The 17,224-nt window shown below is 70.0% G+C and carries 15 protein-coding genes; 2 read left to right on the forward strand and 13 right to left on the reverse strand.

The annotated features are described in order from the left end of the window. The first annotated feature begins 39 nt into the window (after window positions 1-39). On the forward strand, window positions 40-543 hold the full coding sequence (locus tag QWJ90_RS02540; protein ID WP_290106019.1) for a MarR family winged helix-turn-helix transcriptional regulator: 504 nt from the start codon (window positions 40-42) through the stop codon (window positions 541-543). On the opposite strand, the gene QWJ90_RS02545 is transcribed toward QWJ90_RS02540, so the two are convergent. The 13 genes from QWJ90_RS02545 to QWJ90_RS02605 all read right to left on the reverse strand — a co-directional run bounded on the left by QWJ90_RS02545 (window position 487) and on the right by QWJ90_RS02605 (window position 16,082). After that, window positions 487-2,034, reverse strand: coding sequence for a DHA2 family efflux MFS transporter permease subunit (locus QWJ90_RS02545; RefSeq protein ID WP_290106020.1), 1,548 nt, complete (start codon window positions 2,032-2,034; stop codon window positions 487-489). The genes QWJ90_RS02540 and QWJ90_RS02545 overlap by 57 nt on opposite strands. Beyond that, window positions 2,031-2,654 carry a PadR family transcriptional regulator gene (locus QWJ90_RS02550; protein ID WP_290106021.1) on the reverse strand — a complete coding sequence of 208 codons (624 nt, stop codon included), beginning with the start codon at window positions 2,652-2,654 and terminating at the stop codon, window positions 2,031-2,033. Before QWJ90_RS02550 ends, QWJ90_RS02545 begins: the two co-directional genes overlap by 4 nt. Window positions 2,655-2,708: 54 nt before the next feature. After that, the gene (locus QWJ90_RS02555; protein WP_290106022.1) at window positions 2,709-4,268 is read right to left on the reverse strand and encodes an HNH endonuclease; all 1,560 of its coding nucleotides are present in this window, start codon (window positions 4,266-4,268) and stop codon (window positions 2,709-2,711) included. Window positions 4,269-4,424: 156 nt separating this feature from the next. Next, the gene (locus QWJ90_RS02560; RefSeq protein ID WP_290106023.1) at window positions 4,425-6,212 is read right to left on the reverse strand and encodes an ABC-F family ATP-binding cassette domain-containing protein; all 1,788 of its coding nucleotides are present in this window, start codon (window positions 6,210-6,212) and stop codon (window positions 4,425-4,427) included. An 87-nt stretch (window positions 6,213-6,299) separates the two neighbouring features. Then, window positions 6,300-7,451: a ScyD/ScyE family protein gene (locus tag QWJ90_RS02565; protein WP_290106024.1), complete on the reverse strand. Its 1,152-nt coding sequence runs from the start codon at window positions 7,449-7,451 to the stop codon at window positions 6,300-6,302. 195 nt (window positions 7,452-7,646) lie between these two features. Beyond that, window positions 7,647-8,864, reverse strand: a complete 1,218-nt coding sequence (gene mmsB / locus QWJ90_RS02570; RefSeq protein WP_290106026.1) for a multiple monosaccharide ABC transporter permease — start codon at window positions 8,862-8,864, stop codon at window positions 7,647-7,649. Further along, window positions 8,851-10,377, reverse strand: coding sequence for a multiple monosaccharide ABC transporter ATP-binding protein (mmsA, locus tag QWJ90_RS02575; RefSeq protein WP_290106352.1), 1,527 nt, complete (start codon window positions 10,375-10,377; stop codon window positions 8,851-8,853). The genes mmsB and mmsA overlap by 14 nt, the downstream gene beginning before the upstream one ends. Window positions 10,378-10,482: 105 nt before the next feature. Then, on the reverse strand, window positions 10,483-11,604 hold the full coding sequence (chvE, locus tag QWJ90_RS02580; RefSeq protein ID WP_290106027.1) for a multiple monosaccharide ABC transporter substrate-binding protein: 1,122 nt from the start codon (window positions 11,602-11,604) through the stop codon (window positions 10,483-10,485). Window positions 11,605-11,793: 189 nt separating this feature from the next. Next, window positions 11,794-12,783 carry a LacI family DNA-binding transcriptional regulator gene (locus tag QWJ90_RS02585; RefSeq protein ID WP_290106028.1) on the reverse strand — a complete coding sequence of 330 codons (990 nt, stop codon included), beginning with the start codon at window positions 12,781-12,783 and terminating at the stop codon, window positions 11,794-11,796. A 164-nt stretch (window positions 12,784-12,947) separates the two neighbouring features. Continuing rightward, on the reverse strand, window positions 12,948-13,868 hold the full coding sequence (locus QWJ90_RS02590) for an ABC transporter substrate-binding protein (protein ID WP_290106029.1): 921 nt from the start codon (window positions 13,866-13,868) through the stop codon (window positions 12,948-12,950). After that, window positions 13,865-14,602, reverse strand: a complete 738-nt coding sequence (locus QWJ90_RS02595) for an ABC transporter permease (protein WP_290106030.1) — start codon at window positions 14,600-14,602, stop codon at window positions 13,865-13,867. Before QWJ90_RS02595 ends, QWJ90_RS02590 begins: the two co-directional genes overlap by 4 nt. Next, a complete protein-coding gene (locus tag QWJ90_RS02600) occupies window positions 14,599-15,261 on the reverse strand; it encodes an ABC transporter permease (RefSeq protein ID WP_290106031.1) in 663 nt (220 codons plus the stop codon). Before QWJ90_RS02600 ends, QWJ90_RS02595 begins: the two co-directional genes overlap by 4 nt. Further along, window positions 15,258-16,082 carry an ABC transporter ATP-binding protein gene (locus QWJ90_RS02605; RefSeq protein WP_290106032.1) on the reverse strand — a complete coding sequence of 275 codons (825 nt, stop codon included), beginning with the start codon at window positions 16,080-16,082 and terminating at the stop codon, window positions 15,258-15,260. Before QWJ90_RS02605 ends, QWJ90_RS02600 begins: the two co-directional genes overlap by 4 nt. A 95-nt stretch (window positions 16,083-16,177) precedes the next feature. On the opposite strand from QWJ90_RS02605, the gene QWJ90_RS02610 reads away from it, so the two are divergent. Next, window positions 16,178-17,212, forward strand: a complete 1,035-nt coding sequence (locus QWJ90_RS02610) for an FUSC family protein (protein ID WP_290106033.1) — start codon at window positions 16,178-16,180, stop codon at window positions 17,210-17,212. Window positions 17,213-17,224 lie beyond the last annotated feature (12 nt).

Raw genomic sequence — 17,224 nt, forward strand, 5'->3', positions numbered from 1 at the left:
CGCTCTCGCGAGACCCGACCGGTGAGCGATACTGAACGGATGGCCGCGGATACCGATGAAGTCGATCGCATCGTCGGCGCGTGGGCGGCGCAGCGCCCCGACCTCGACTTCTCGCCGATGGAGGTCCTCTCCCGCGTCGACCGGCTGTCACGTCACCTCGACCGTGCCCGTCGGGACGCCTTCAGCCGCACCGAGATCGAGCCCTGGGAGTGGGACGTGCTCTCCGCGCTGCGGCGTGCCGGCGCCCCGTATCAGCTGAGCCCGAAGCAGCTGCTGCAGCAGACGCTCGTCTCCAGCGGCACCATGACGAACCGGATCGACCGGCTCGTGACTCGCGGCTTCGTGCGGCGCGAGTCCGACCCGGGCGACGGCCGCAGCGTGCTCGTGACCCTCACCGACGACGGCCGCACTCGCGTCGACGCCGCGATCACGCGCCTCATGGACGCCGAGGCCGAGATCCTCGGCCGCCTGTCGGGGTCGGAGCGCTCACGCCTCGCTGCGCTGCTGCGCCGCCTCAGCCTGAGCTTCGACGGCACCGTCTGAGGCCGCGGCGCGCCATCCGCCGTCGCCGTCCCCCGCCGCCGCACCGCGCAGGAACAGCGACGCGACCAGCGCCACGAGTACGACGCAGGCCGGCAGCAGGATGGCCTCGGCCATCCCGCTGGCGAAGCCGTCGGCGACGGCCGCGGGCATCGGGCCATCCGCCATCGCCGGGGCGTCTGCGAGACCCGGCAGGTTCGCCTCGAGGCGCGCCTGCATGAACGCGGCCACAGCGGCCGAGCCGATGACCGAGCCGATCGTGCGGGTCGTGTTGTAGATGCCCGCGCCCGCCCCGGCGAGGCGCGGCGGAAGCTTGTGCGTCCCGGTGGTCGCTAGGGGGCCCCACATCCCGGCATTGCCGATGCCCATCAGGGCCGACGGGAGCAGGAACAGCCAGATCGGCGTGTCGATGTCGACGATCGCGGCGTACCAGAACAGGCCGCCCGCGACGCAGAGGAGGCCTGGCACGAGGATCACGCGGGGGTCGACACGGTCGAGGATGCGTCCGGCGACGGGGGCGAGAGCGCCCGAGAGGACCGCCATCGGGATCATCAAGAGGGCGGCCTCGGTGGGTGTCAGGCCCCGCGCTGACTGGAGGAAGAACATCAGCGGCAGCGCCTGCGCGGTGACGGTGAAGCCGACCGCCGCGATCGCGACGTTCGCGCCGGAGAAGTTGCGGTCGCGGAACAGGCCCAGTGGCACGAGCGGCTCGGAGCGGGTCCTTGCCTGCTGCAGGATGAAGAGCCCGAGCACCGCGATGCCCGCGATGATCATCGCCCACACCGACACCGGGCCCCAGATGACGCCCCAGTCGTACTTCTCCCCCTCCTGCAGGCCGAACACGATGAGGAACACGGCGATCGCGCTGAGGACGACGCCGAGGATGTCGAACCGGTGCGGATGGGTCTCGAGTTTCGGCACGAGGATCCATGCGGCGACGAAGCCGATGACGCCGACGGGGATGTTGACGAAGAAGATCCACTCCCATCCGAGCCCGTCCACGAGCAGACCGCCCGCGAGCGGGCCGACCAGAGTGGCGACGCCCGCGGTCGCGCCCCACAGACCCATCGCGGCGCCGCGCCGGTGCGGCGGAAAGGTGCGGGTGATGACGGCCATCGTCTGCGGCGTCATGAACGCCGCGCCGAGGCCCTGCACAGCGCGAGCGAGGATGAGCCCGCCGAGCGTCGTCGACAGGCCGCACCAGAGCGAAGACAGCGTGAAGATCCCCAGGCCGACGAGATAGATGTTCTTCGGGCCGAAGCGATCGCCGAGGCGCCCGGTGATGAGCAGCGGCACGGCGTAGGCGAGGAGGTACGCGCTCGTGACCCACACCACGTTGTCGAGGTTGTTGGTGTCGGGATCGAGGGCGGCTTTGATCGCGGGGTTCGCGACCGACACGATCGTCGTGTCGACGAGGATCATGAAGAAGCCGATGATGAGCGCCCACAGGGCGAGCCAAGGGCTGCGGGTCTGCCCGGAGCGGGTCTTGTTCATTGCCGTGCGGCCTTCCTCTGTGCAACATAGCGGTCGGAGTCGTCGAAGCCGGCGGAGCCCCAGGGAATGGCGTCGGCGTACAGTCGTTCGATGAGCGTGTCGAGCCACCGGAGGTCTGCGGCGAGCAGCTGCGCCTGACGCTCGACGTCCAGGAGGAACTGCTCGGGGACGCCATTGGCGCGGCCCGTCGCGAGCCGGTCCTGATGCGCTGCCTGCTCGGACACCAGCGCACCGCGGCGCTCTCGCAGCAGCGCGAGCACCTCCGTGGCATCGAGATTGTGGGATTCGACGACGGCGATGCGGAACCGCTCGGGCCGATCCACCCGCGGCAGCTCTTGCCGGACCCATTCGAGGAGGGCGTCGCTCCCCGCCGCGGTAAGCGCATAGGTCGTGCGCTCGGGGCGGTTGCCCGCTCGCGCCACGCCGACTTCCTCGATCAGCTCGGACTGCTGAAGACGCGACACCGAGTGGTACAGCGTTCCGTTGGTGATGGTGAGCAGCCGGCTGCCGTGCCGCGTCCGCATGAGGCGCACCATCTCGTAGGGGTGCATGTCTCCTTCGCGCAGCAGCGCGAGCACCATGACCCCCATCGGGGTGAGCCGTTCGACGGTGTCCTTCATCTCATCCCACTTCAACTAGTCCAGGTTGACTATATTGCAGCCGCGCGACGTGGGTCAGAAGGGGAACGGCCCTATGGGCTCCTGAGACACTTCCTTGCGGCCCTCGGCGTTCCTCGTATCGTCTTCGTCGGGGAGGAAGCGGACCATCGGTGCGGGCACGTTCTCGTAGCACCGTCCGGCGGGGGATGTCCATTCGAGGATGCCGCCGGGCTCCTGCTCGACGGTCCAGGCGGAGCGGTGCTTCAACGTGTGATGACCTTCGCAGAGGTAGGCGAGGTTGCACACGCAGGTCGGGCCGCCCAGAGCGTGGTCGACCGTGTGGTCGGCGTCCGAGACGCGTTTGCGGATCGGACGGCGGCACCCGGGGAACCGGCAGTGCTCGTCGCGGGCTCTGAGGAACCTTCGTTGCGCGGCAGTCGGAAATCGCAGGTCCGCCGTCAGCAGCGCTCCGGTGTGCGCGTCCTGGAACAGCCGCACCCACGCTGTGGCGACCGCTGCGAGCTCGCAGGCCTGGATCGCCGGGATCACCCCGTGCCCGCACAGCGTCGCCGCACCGGAATGCGCCGCTCGGGTCTTCGCTCGACGCCGCAGCTCCTCATCGGATGGCGGCTCCGGCTCGGGCGGCGATCCCGGCGGCGGCTCCGGATCCGCCTCGGCAGAGTCGGGCGGCGCGCTGGTCTCCCGATCCACATCATCGCCGGACCACTCCTCGCCCGACCACTCCTCGCCCGGGTCGTCCTCGAAGCCATCGAGGTCGAGCTCCTCGGCGGACGGCGTCGGCGCTTCCTCGCCCTCACCAGGATCATCGTCGCATTCACCTTCGCGTGCACCGTCGGGGTTCTGCGTCTCAGCGGTGAGGGTCCGCGCGGGGATGGTGACCTGCACCGTGCCGCGGATACCCGCCGTCCCGGTCGGGACGCCGTGCGGACCGGCCGTGGGCGCCCCGGCCAGGAGCAGATCCGCCGCGACGTCCGCCTGCCGCTGCGCGGCCGTGCGGATATCGTCCCCATCTGGGCCGGCGGCATCCTTCACCGCCTGCGCCAGCTGCTGCACCCGGTCCAGCACGCCCGCCGCCTGCAGAAGCGACATGTAGATGTCGACATGCGCCATCCCGTCGCGGCCCCGCCGCACCACGACCGACCGCTTCGCGTGCTCGCTCGCGAACCGCACCGGCAACGGCACCGGGTGCAGCTCTTGCGCCACGGACTCCGCCATCTGCCCCAGCTGCGGTTGCGACAACGGCTGCGCCGCGAGCTTGTCCAGCACCACCCGCTCGTACACCGGTCGGGCGGCGTCATTCAGGCCCGTCCCGTGCTCGATGATGAGATGCGCCTGGGGCAGCGTCACCTCCCCCGCCTCCACCGCCGCGAACACCGTCGGAAACGACCCCATCAGCGCCTCAGCATCGGCGAGGTCGCGCTCCGCCTTCCCCCGCGTGCACCCCACCGCCGCCGCGAGCTCCTCAGCCATCGACCGGAACACCCATGTCTCGCCGTGCACTCCCCCGGCGGCGGCGACCTCCCGCTCGTACTGCCGGAACGCGATCTCCCCCAGCTGCGCGACCAGCTCCACCTGCCGCGCCTCCAGCACGGCCACCGCGCGTCGTGTCGCCACGACGCCGTCCAGCAGCCTCGTTGGATCTCATACCCACATCATCGAGCGGACCACCGACATTCGAACGGGAAGACGATCCAGGAGCCGTCGCTCCGGACGGGGCATCTCACCCGGCGGGCGCTCATCGACGGATGAGCCGCCACCCGGAGCGCCCGATCAGCCGATCTGCTCGGAGAGCTCCAGCCAGCGCTCCTCGACCTGATCCGTCTGCTCCTGCAGCGCGCGGATCTCCGCCGACAGCGCACCGAGGCCCTCGTAGTCGCCCTGATCGTGGGCGGCCATCCGGTCGTGCACCTTCTTGATGTCGCCCGCCAGCTTCTCGAGCTTCCGCTCGGCGGCCGCGAGCTCCTTCTGCGCGGCTCGCAACTCGGCGCCGGAGAGCCCGGATGTCGCGACGGGAGCGGCCGTCTTCGTCTCGCGCGCGCCATCCTGCGCCCCGCGGAGCTTCAGGTACTCGTCGACGCCGCCGGGCAGATGGCGCAGCCGCCCCTCGAGCACGGCGTACTGCTGGTCGGTGACGCGCTCGAGGAAGTACCGGTCGTGCGAGACGACGAGCAGCGTGCCCGCCCACGAGTCGAGCAGGTCCTCCATCGCGGCGAGCATGTCGGTGTCGAGGTCGTTGGTCGGCTCGTCGAGGATCAGCACGTTCGGCTGATCCAGGAGGATCAGCAGCAGCTGCAGGCGGCGCTTCTGCCCGCCCGACAGATCCTTCACCTGCGTCGACAGCTGCACGGACGAGAAGCCCATCCGCTCGAGCAGCTGCCCGGGTGTCAGCTCCTGTGCCTTCGAACCCGCGCCGATCGTGTAGCTCGTGCGGAGGTTCGAGATGACCACCCGCACGGGATCCTGCATGTACTGGTCGAGCTCGTCCATCCGCTGCGTGAGCGTGGCGACCTTCACGGTCTTGCCGCGCTTCACGCGGCCGGATGTCGGTTCGACCGTTCCCGAGACGAGGCCGAGGAGGGTCGACTTGCCTGCCCCGTTCACCCCGAGGATGCCCGTGCGCTCGCCCGGTGCGATGCGCCACTCCACGCGACGGAGGACCTCCCGGTCGCCGTACGATACGGAGGCGTCGAGGAGGTCGACGACGTCCTTGCCGAGGCGGGAGACGGCGAGCGACTGCAGCGCCACCTTGTCGCGGACGTCGGGGACGTCGGCGATGAGCTCGTTGGCGGCGTCGATGCGGAACTTCGGCTTCGAGGTGCGTGCAGGTGCGCCGCGGCGCAGCCAAGCCAGCTCCTTGCGCGCGAGGTTCTGGCGACGCTGCTCGACAGCCGCGGCCTGCCGGTCGCGCTCCACGCGCTGCAGGATGTACGCCGCGTAGCCGCCCTCGAAGGGCTCGACGATGCGATCGTGCACCTCCCATGTGGCCGTGCAGACCTCGTCGAGGAACCACCGGTCGTGCGTCACGACGAGCAGGCCGCCGCTGGACGCCGACCAGCGCTTCTTGAGGTGAGCGGCGAGCCATGCGATCGCCTCGACGTCGAGGTGGTTGGTCGGCTCGTCGAGGGCGAGGATGTCCCAATCGCCGGAGAGGAGACGGGCGAGCGCGACGCGACGGCGCTGGCCGCCCGAGAGCTCGCCGAGGCGCGCCTCCCACGGCAGCTCGCCCAGGAGACCGGCGATGACGTCGCGCACCTTGGGGTCGCCCGCCCACTCGTGTTCGGGAGTGTCGCCCACGACGGCGCCCGCGATGGTGTCGTCGTCGTCGAGGGTGTCGGCCTGGTCGAGCACGCCGACGGTCACGCCGCCGCGCACGGTGACGCGCCCACTGTCAGGCTCGCGGCGGCCGGCGAGCATCGCGAGGAGGCTCGACTTGCCGTCGCCGTTGCGGCCGACGATGCCGATGCGGTCGCCCTCGTTCACGCCGAGCGTGACGGAGTCGAAGACGATGCGGGTGGGGAACTCGAGATGAAGGGCCTCGGCCCCGAGAAGATGCGCCATGTCCCTACCAGGGTAGGCGACGCACCTCACAGGAAGCGGGGCTCCCCCCGGAGAGGGAGGAAGCCCCGCAGGAGGGTGAACGCGCAGCTACCGGTGCCCGCCGCCGTTGCCGCGGTCGCGGTGCCCGCCGTCGTGCCAGTGACCCTGCACCTTCACCTTGCCGCCGGAGATGCTGACGATCGACCCCGAGCCGCTCTCGCTCGCCATCGTCGCTGCCCAGAGCGTGCCATCCGACCCGGTCGCCACGGACAGCGCTCCCGGCAGCGAGACCACCTGGGAGACCTCGCCGTCGCGCACCTTCGAGATGCGACCCGCGCCGAACTCCGCCACGTAGACGGCGTCCTTCCCGGCGGCGATGCTCGTCGGCGCCGCGAGGCCCGAGGCGACGCTCTTCACCGCTCCCGTCCGCGGGTTGACTTCCCAGACCGCGCCCCGAGCGCCGAGCGAGGAGTCCTCAGGACCGCCGGGCAGCGTCGAGACGAGGATCGCGTCGTTCCGCCCGATCGTGACGGATGTGGGGACCGCCTCGAACGCGTAGCTCACGCCGATCACGCAATCCGGCATCCCGAACATCGCCGCGGCCTCCGCCGTGATGGTGGCGGACTGCGCGGGCAGCACGGCGAGCGTGCTCACGCGCCCGGAGTCGGTCACGGTGTAGATGGCGTTGGAGCCGGCGTCGGCCACCAGCCACTTCCCGTGCCAGCTCGCGACGCTGTACGGATGCGCGTCGACGATCCCGGTGTAGTCGACCGGGAAGCCCGCGGCGTTGAACGCCTCCGCGACGCAGGCGGACGGGTTCTCCACTCCGTAGTGCACGGCGCCGTCGGGGTTGTTCGACTCCTCGTATCCGAGGATGTCGGCGTAGACCGTGTCGCCGCGTGGCGAGCGGATGTTCAGTCCCGCCGCGGTGTGCGTGCCGCTGGCCTCGTCCACGACGGTCGAGCCGTACGCCATCCATCCGCCCCGGACGGCGAGGCCCGCGAGGTCCGGCACGCCTTCCACGAGCGGCTCGAGCGAGCCGTCGCGCTGCAGCTGGCTGATCGCGCCGGTGCCGCCATCGGCGACGAGGACGCGCTTGCCGTCGACGGCGAGGCTGAAGGGCGCGCCCACCTCGGTCGACCACACCCGGGGTGCGGGCGCCTTCTTGGACGCGACGCCGGTCGCCGACGCCGCGGCGGACGACGAGAGGGCGAGCGCTGCGGCCGCGACGAGCGCGACGAGCGCGGGGATCTTGCGCATGGGTCACTCCGATTCCCGGCCCCGCTCCTTCGCGAGGCCGATCCATCCCGGGCGACCCCCGTGCGTCCGGTCTCCGTGAACCGTCGTCGTCGACGATCCACGCACAGTATGCGCGCCGAGCCCGCCGTGGGCAACAGCGAAAGGCCGGGACATCACGAGGATGTCCCGGCCTTCATGCGCCGACGCGGAAGGTCGTCAGCTGGCGCGCGTGCGTCGCTTGTTCCAGACATCGAACGCGACGGCCAGCAGCAGCACGAGGCCCTTGATGAACTGCTGGTAGTCGGTTCCGATGCCGAGGAGCGACATGCCGTTGTTCAGGACACCCATGATGAGACCACCGGTGATGGCACCGATCACGGTGCCGACGCCGCCCTGCACCGCGGCACCGCCGATGAACGCCGCCGCGATGGCGTCGAGCTCGAACAGGTTTCCGGCGCCGGGGCCGGCGGAGTTGAGGCGGCCGGTGAACACGAGGCCGGCCAGCGCCGCCAGCACACCCATGTTGACGAAGAGGTAGAAGTCCACCTTCTTCGACTTGATGCCCGACAGGTCGGCCGCGTGGCGGTTGCCGCCGATCGCGTAGACGTGACGGCCGAACACCGACCGGCTCATGACGAGCGAGTATGCGAGGATGAGCACCGCGAGCACGATGAGCACGATCGGCGTGCCGCGCGAGCCGGGCGCCACGCCCAGCAGGTACGTCATGTAGGCGATGAGCGCCGAGATGAAGATGAGCTTCGTGTAGAACCAAGACGCCGGCTCGCTCTCGAGGCCGAGCTTCACGCGCTTGCCGCGCTCGCGCAGCGAGCTGCCGATGTAGAGCAGCAGCGCGAGGACGCCGAGGCCGACGGTGATCCACTCCGCCGGCGAGCTCGACGCGGGGAAGAGCTGCGGGAAGAGGTAGCCGCCGCCGAGCTGGCGGTACTCGGTCGGGAACGGCGTGATCTGCGTGTTCCCCAGCACGATCTGCGTGAGACCGCGGAAGAGGAGCATGCCGGCCAGCGTCACGATGAACGCCGGGATCCCCACGAAGGCGACCCAGAAGCCCTGCCAGGCTCCCACCACCGCGCCGATGAGCAGCGACACGATGATGCCTGCCCACCACGGCCATCCCCAGTGCACGATCATCACACCGGAGACCGCGCCGACGAACGCGGCGACCGATCCCACCGACAGGTCGATGTGACCGGCGATGATGATCATCACCATGCCGATGGCGAGGATGAGGATGTAGCTGTTCTGGACGATGATGTTCGAGACGTTGCCGGCGGTCAGCAGGCGACCGCTCGTCACGATCTGGAAGAACAGCACGATCGCGATGAGCGCGATGAAGATGCCGATCTGCCGGAGCCGTGAGGTCAGGAACGCGATCGCACCGCGCGCGGGCGAGGCGGTGGCGCTAGCTGAGGACATGGTCGGCTTCCTTCTCCTTGGTCATGAGCTGCATGAGCGACTCGGGTGTCGCCTTCTCGATGGGCAGCTCGCCGGTGATGTGTCCCTCGGAGATCGCGTAGACGCGATCGCTGATGCCGAGCAGCTCGGGCAGCTCGGACGAGATGACGATGATGGCCTTGCCCTGCGCCGCCAGCTCGTTGATGAGGGAGTAGATCTCGTACTTCGCGCCGACGTCGATGCCGCGCGTGGGCTCGTCGAGGATGAGCACCTCGGGGTCGGAGAACAGCCACTTCGAGAGGACGACCTTCTGCTGGTTCCCTCCCGAGAGCTTCCCGACGACCGAGGCGACCGACGGCGCCTTGATGTTCATGCTCTTGCGGTAGCGCTCCGCGACGACGTACTCCTCCTCCGCATTCACCCAGCCGCGCCGGGCGAGCTTGCCGAGGGAGGCCAGCGAGATGTTCCGCTTGATGTCCTCGATGAGGTTGAGCCCGAAGACCTTGCGGTCCTCCGTCGCGTACGCGATGCCCGCTTCGATGGCGTCGGACACCGTCTTCGTGTTGACCTCCTTGCCGCGCACGAGCACGCGGCCGGAGATGTTCGCCCCGTAGGAACGACCGAAGATGCTCATGCCGAGCTCGGTGCGGCCCGCGCCCATGAGGCCGGCGATGCCGACGACCTCGCCGGCCCGCACGCTGAGGTTCGCGCCGTGGATGACGGTGCGACCGGGCTCGGTCGGATGGCCGACCCACCAGTCCTCGACGCGGAAGACCTCCTCGCCGATGTCGACCGTGCGGTCGGGGTACCGGTTCTCGAGATCGCGGCCGACCATGCCCTTGATGATGCGGTTCTCCGACACCTCGTCGGCGGCGAGCTCGAGGGTCTCGATCGTGCGGCCATCTCGGATGATCGTCACCCGGTCAGCGATCGCCTTGATCTCGTTGAGCTTGTGACTGATGATGATCGACGTGATCCCCTGGCCCTTGAGGTGCCGGATCAGGTCGAGCAGGTGAGCGGAGTCCTCGTCGTTCAGCGCCGCGGTCGGCTCGTCGAGGATGAGCAGCTTCACGCGCTTGGAGAGCGCCTTGGCGATCTCCACGAGCTGCTGCTTGCCGACGCCGATCTCGTTGACGGGCGTGGCGGGGTTGTCGCCGAGGCCGACGCGGGCGAGAAGCTTCTGCGCCTCCACGTTCGTCTCGTGCCAGTCGATGAAGCCGCTCTTCTGCCGCTCGTTGCCGAGGAAGATGTTCTCGGCGATGGAGAGGTAGGGGCTCAGCGCGAGCTCCTGATGGATGATGACGACGCCCGCGCGCTCGGAGTCGCGGATATCGCGGAACTCCGCGGTCTCGCCCTCCAGCACGATCTCGCCGTCATAGGTGCCATGCGGGTAGACGCCCGACAGCACCTTCATGAGGGTCGACTTCCCGGCCCCGTTCTCGCCGCAGATGGCGTGGACGGTGCCGCGCTCGACCTCGAGCGTCACGTTCTGCAGTGCCTTGACGCCCGGGAACTCCTTGGTGATGTCGCGCATCTCGAGGATGGTGTTCACAGGTTCGCTCTCTCGCTGTGAGGATGATGGATCATGGCGGACGCGAGCCCGCCGCGCCCGGGGGCGGCGGCGGGCTCGCTGGTCCTGCTACTTGAGCTCGTCGGCCTCGTAGTAGCCGCTGTCCACGAGCAGCTCCTCGTAGTTGTCGGCGGTGACGATGGTCGACTCGTGGAGGTACGACGGCACGACCTTCACGCCGTTGTCGTAGGTCTCCTCGTCGTTGACCTCGGGCTCCTCGCCGTGCATGAGCGCGTCGACCATGTCGGCCGCCGTCTCACCCAGGAGGCGGGTGTCCTTGAAGATGGTCGAGTACTGCTCTCCGGCGAGGATCGACTTCACGCTGCCGACCTCGGCGTCCTGACCCGTGACGACGGGAAGGTCGTCAGCCGAGTAGCCGCCGCTGGTGAGAGCGGAGATGATGCCGATCGAGAGGCCGTCGTAGGGCGAGAGCACGCCGTCGAGCTTGGTGTCGCCGATGATCGTGAGGATGTTCTCCATGCGCTCCTGGGCCGTCTCCGGCAGCCAGCGGAGGATCGCGGCCTGGTCGAAGTCGGTCTGGCCCGAGGGCACCTCGAGGACACCCGAGTCCATGAAGGGCTGCAGGGTGTCGATCGCGCCGTTCCAGAAGAACGTCGCGTTGTTGTCGTCGGGGCTGCCGGCGAACAGCTCGACGTTGTACGGGCCCGTCTCGCCGGTCTCCTCGCCGTTCTCGTCGAGCACGCCGAGGCCGGTGAGGAGGCTCGTCGCCTGCTGCACGCCGACCTGGTAGTTGTCGAACGTCGTGTAGTAGTCGACGTTCTCGGTGCCGTTGATGAGACGGTCGTATGCGATGACGGGAATGTCCTGGTCGGCGGCCGTCTGCAGCACGTCGGTCAGGGTGGTGCCGTCGATCGAGGCCACGATGAGGGCGTTCGCCCCGCTCGAGATCATGTTCTCGATCTGCGAGACCTGCGTGGGGATGTCGTCGTTCGCGTACTGGAGGTCGACCTGGTAGCCCATCTCCTCCAGGGTCGCCTTGACGTTGTCGCCGTCGGCGATCCAGCGCTCGGACTGCTGGGTCGGCATCGCGACGCCGATGGTCATCGAGCTGGTGTCGACCTCGCCGCCCTCCTCGGGGGCGCCGCCGCCTCCGGTGCGGTCGCCGCTGCAGCCGGCGAGTGCCAGGCCGCCGACGGCGACGATGCCGACGAGCAGAAGGTGCTTCTTCACGGGTTTCTCCTCTGAATCCAGGACTTGGCTCCTCCGCCCCAGCGGAGGGATGCACGACGAGGAGTCATGGTCGGGAAATGCCGGGACTGCCTCGTCGCGGTCTCACTTCACTCGTGTGACCGTTCACATCGCGTCTCATCGTGCACCCGCGCCAGCCCGGGTGTCAAGCCGACACCGTGTCACATTCCGCTAACGGCGTCTCGCCGCGGAATCGCGCACGATGAGGGCGGGCGCCTCCCGTTGCGAAACGTCGTCGTCCGCTCCGCGCAGTGCGGCGAGCAGGCGCGCGATGGCACGGCGCCCCAGTTCGGCGAAATCGATGTGCACGGTGGTCAGCGGGGGCCAGACGTGTGCCGCTACCGGAATGTCATCGAAGCCCACCACGCTGACATCGCCCGGCACGTCGACGCCGGCATCGCGGAAGCCGTGCATGAGGCCGATCGCCATGAGGTCGTTCGCGGCGAAGATCGCCGTGAAATCCTGCCGCCGGGCGAGCTCGCGGCCCGCATAATGGCCGAAGTCGGCGGTCCAGTCTCCGCGGATCGGCGGGATGGTCGGCAGATCCGCATCGCGCAGCGCCTGCAGATAGCCGCGCATGCGCGAGTCCGCCTCGATCCAGTCCTGGGGTCCGGAGAGGTGGAGGATGTCGGCGTGGCCGAGCTCGACGAGGTGCTGGGTCGCCAGCCGCGCTCCTTCCAGCTGATCGGCGGCGATGCTGTCGCTCCCCTGCCCCGACGAGGTCTGCAGGCTCACGAACGGGACGTCGATGGCCATTCCGCGCAGGACGTGGAAGACGCGCACCTGGGGTGCGATCACGACGATCCCGTCGACCTGCTCGCGCAGCAGCTGGCGCACAGCGGCGCCGATCGCCTCGGGTGACGTGTCGGGAAGATTCAGCGTGGTCGCCGAGTAGCCCTCGCTGCGCGCGGCCTCCTCGATCGCGGCGATCGAGGCGGTGGGTCCGAACTCCCCGACCGACGCGGACAGGATCCCGATGAGGTTGAGCTTGCTCGTGACGAGCGCGCGGGCCGCGGCGTTGGGGCGGTAGTCGAGCTGCCGGATGGCGTCGAGCACGCGCTGCTTCGTCTCGGCGCGGATGCTGGGATGGTCGTTGAGCACCCGGGAGACCGTCTGATGCGAGACGCCGGCCAGGCGCGCGACATCGCGGATGCTGGGCATCCTCGGCCGCTCCGTCGCCTTCGCCACTGCCGTCTCGTCCTCACTGTCGGGGCGATGCGCACGGTCACATCGCCCACTCAGTATGCCCGGTCAGCCGTGACGAGGCCATCCGGACGACGACGGCGCCCCGGCCCAGAGGGCGGAGCGCCGTCGAGACGGGCGGGTCAGGCGAGGCCGTTCTCGGCCAGCCAGTCGGCGGCGATGTCCTCGGGCGAGCGCTGCTCCTCGGTGCTCTGCACGTTCAGGCTCACCAGTCCCTCGGGAGTGAGCGCTGCGCTCACCGGGTCGATGACCTCGGCGATCTCGTCCGCGACGTCCGTCGAGGCGATCGGCACGACGTTGGCCGCGAGGAACAGTCCCTCGGGGTCGTCGAGCGGGACGAGGTCCTCCGTCTCGATGCGCGGGTCGGCGGTGAAGACGTTGCCCACCTGGATCGTCCCCGCCGCCAGCTCCTCGACGGTCGTGTCGCCGGTCGCCGAGAACGCGACGTCGACGCCGTAGACGTCCTTCACGCCATCCGGCCCGTACGGGCGCTCCTCGAGCTCAGCGGGCCCGCCCAGCGTGAGCGGCGTGTCGACGTCGGCGAGGTCGCCGATCGCCTGGAGATCGTTCTCCTCCGCGAAGGCCGCCGTGACGGTGTACGAGTCCTGGTCGGAGGCGGTGGACTGCTCGAGAGCGGTGAGCCCCTCCGGCAGCGCCTCGACGAGCGCCGCGTAGACGTCGTCGGCGGTGCGCGCCTCGGTCTCCGGGTCGTACGCCTGCTGCAGGAGGCTGCCGCTGTACTCCGGGAACAGATCGATCTCGCCGTTCTCGAGCGACGGCAGGTACGCGTCGCGCTGCCCGATGTTGAAGCTGCGCTCCACCTCGTAGCCGGCACCCTCGAGGGCCTGCGCGTAGATCTCGGCGATGATCTCGTTGGAGTAGTACGCCTGCGAGCCCACGACGATCGCGTCGCTCGCAGAGCCGGTCTCCTCGGCGGCGGGGGCGTCGTCCTCGAGGGGATCCGACGACCCGCACCCCGCGAGCGCGAGGACGGCGACGGAGGCGAAGGCGGCCGCGAGGACCGACCGGGTGCTGTGCTTCATGTCGTGAGTGCTTCCTTCTCGGTGGAGCGTCGTGTGCGCGACGCGCGTCGGGGGCGGCGGGATGTGGACGCGAGGATACCCGCCGGGATGGCTCGTCGCTGCAGGAGCGCGAAGGCCGCGTCGAGGATGAGGGCGAGCACGGCCACCGCGATGGCGCCGCCGAGCACCTGGTCGAACCGGCGCAGCTGGATGCCCTGCAGGATGTCGAACCCCAGCCCGCCCACGTTCACCCAGGCGGCGAGCGTGGCCGTCGCCACCACCTGCAGCACGGCGGCCCGGATGCCGCCGACGAGGAGCGGCAGGCCCAGCCGCGCCTCCACGCGCCACAGGATCTGCGCCTCGCTCATGCCGGTGGCGCGCGCCGCGTCGACGGTGCGTCGATCGATCGCCTCGAAGCCGGCGTATGCGCCCGCGAGGATGGACGGGATCGACAGCAGCACGAACGCGATGACCGCGGCCTCGACCTTGTGCAGGACGCCCACGAGGAGGACGAGCAGCAGGATGAGTCCGAACGACGGCACGGCGCGCGCGGCTCCCGCCAGCGCCACCGCGATGCCGCGCCCGCGCCCGGTGTGGCCGATGAGCCAGCCGGCGGGGACGGCGATGAGCGCCGCGATCGCGACGGAGCCGAAGGTGAGCGCGAGGTGCTCGGCGAACGCCTGCGGCAGAGGGTGGCCGCCGGTCAGCCGCTCGGGTGACGCGAGCCATGCGAGCGCCTCGAGGAGGAGGTTCACGCGGGCGCCCCCGCCTGCACCGGCAGCGTGGTCCGCGTCCACGGCATGAGCAGTCGGCCGAGGATCTGGAGCACGAGATCCACGATGAGCGCGACGACCGCCACCGCGACGACGCCGGCGAGGATCTCCGGCACGATGCGCCGTTGGAACCCGTTGGTGAAGAGGTAGCCGAGGTTGGTGACTCCGATGAGGATGCCGACGGTCGCGAGCGAGATGGTGCTGACGGCCGCCACGCGGAGTCCCGCCAGGATGACGGGGCCCGCAAGGGGGAGCTCCACGGCGAGGAAGCGCCGAGCGGACCCGTAGCCGAGGGCGACCGCCGCGCGGCGGGTGTCGTCGTCCACGGACTCCAGCCCGTCGACCACCGAGCGGACGAGGATGGCGACGGCGTAGATCGTGAGCGCGACGACGAGATTCGCCTCGCTGAGCGCGCTGAAGCCGAAGACGACGGGCAGGATCGGCAGCAGCGCGAGCGACGGCAGCGTGTAGAGCAGGCCCGTCGTCACGACGATGGGCGTGCGGAGCACCCGGCTGCGGTGTGCGAGCCAGCCGAGTGGCAGCGCGAGGAGGAGCCCCCACAGGATGGGCGGCGCGCTCTGACGCAGGTGCTCGGCGGTCAGCTGCAGGATGAGGCCGATGTTGTCGGCGACCCAGGTCATCCGGTGGCGTCCTTCAGCACGCCCTGCACGCGTCCGGTGCCGTCGACGACGACCGTGCCGCCGTCCGTCTCGCGCAGCGTGAGCTCCCGTCGACCGCCGCCGATGCCGACGAACGCGCGGACGAAGTCGTCCGCGGGCTCGGCGAGGATCTCGGCGGGAGACCCCTGCTGCACGACGCGCGCCCCGTGATCGAGGATGACGACGTGGTCGCCGAGGAGGAAGGCCTCGTCGATGTCGTGCGTGACGAACAGGATGGTCTTGCCCAGCTCCTGCTGGAGCCGGATGAGCTCGCGCTGCAGCTCCGCGCGCACGATCGGGTCGACCGCGCCGAACGGCTCGTCCATGAGGAGGATGTTGGGTTCGGCGGCGAGCGCTCTGGCCACTCCCACGCGCTGCTGCTGGCCGCCGGAGAGCTGACCGGGGTAGCGCTCGGCGAACGAGGCGTCGAGGCCGACGACCTCGAGGAGCTCGCGTGCGCGCTCGCGGGCCCGCCGTCGCGGGGTGCCCTGCAGGACGGGGACCGTGGCGACGTTGTCGACCACGCGCAGGTGCGGCAGGAGCCCGCCGTTCTGCATGACGTACCCGATGCTCCGCCGCAGCTGCACGGCGTCGCGCGTGCGCACGTCCTCGTCGTCGATGAGGACCGCGCCCCCGGTGGGCTCGACCATCCGGTTCACCATGCGCAGAAGGGTGGTCTTGCCGCACCCCGAAGACCCGACGAGCACGGTCGTCGTGTGCGAGGGGATGCGCAGCGAGAAGTCGTCGACAGCGCGCGTGCCGCCGGGATAGCTCTTGCTCGCCGACCGGAACTCGATACCCACGAGACCAGCCAACTGCATCCACCCGGCCGACGCCACTTCTGCCAGGTGCTTGACAGCTCGGCCGGCCGACACGTGCAGGGGAATACGGTGGACGCATGCGACTGACCGCTGCGATCCGCGCGCCGCGGCGCCCACCCGCGCTGCAGGCCGCGAAGTCCGCGCTCGCGACGGTCGCGGCCTGGTTCATCGCGGGGTCCCTCATCCCCGAGGGGCCGCCCCCGGTGTTCGCGGCCATCGCGGCGCTGCTGGTCGTGCAGCCGAGTCTCAACCAGTCCCTCGCCAAGGCGGTCGAACGCAGCGTCGGCGTCATCGCCGGCGTCGTCATCGCCTCGGCCGTCGCCATCCTGCTCGGCGACGCGGCCTGGGTCATCATCATCGCGATCATCGCGGCCATGGCCTTCGCATGGCTCCTGAGGATGACCCCGGGAACGGCGAATCAGGTCGCCATCAGCGCGCTCCTCGTGCTCGTCCTCGGCCCGTCGACGCCGGACTACGCGCTCGACCGGGTGATCGAGACCGTGATCGGCGCCGCGATCGGCGTCGTCGTGAACATCGTCCTGGTGCCGCCGATCGCGCTCGCACCCGCGCGCGAGTCGGTGGACACGCTGGGCGAGGAGGTCGCTCGCGCGCTCGAGCGCCTGGCGGACGCGCTGTCGGCGACGCGCGAGCGTGCTGAGCTCGAGGAGCTCATGCTCACCGCCCGGCTCCTGCGCCCCATGCGGGATGCCTCGGATGCGGCCATCCTGGCGGCATCGGAGTCGCTCGCGCTCAACCCGCGCGGCGGTCGGCATCGCGACGACCTCGCGCGGCTCAGCGAGATCGTCGACCGCCTCGGGCCGATCGTCACGCAGATCATCGGGATGACCCGCGCGTTCTACGACCACTACGACGATGACCTCAGCAGGGAGCCCGCCGTGCGGGACATCTCCGTTCAGCTGCGCCGGGCGGCCCACGACGTGCGACTGCGCCTCCACCGTGCGACGGCGGGCGAACCGCCGCACGAGGTGGCGGCGCTCACCTCGCCGCTGATGGTCTCCGCACCGTCCGGCATGCGATGGATTCTCGTGGGATCGCTCCTCGAGGACCTCCGGCGCATCCACGAGGCGCTGAGCGACGACGAGGTGGTCTGACGGTCGCGCGGG

The sequence above is a fragment of the Microbacterium oryzae genome, from assembly GCF_030406385.1.
GTDB lineage: Bacteria > Actinomycetota > Actinomycetes > Actinomycetales > Microbacteriaceae > Microbacterium > Microbacterium oryzae_A.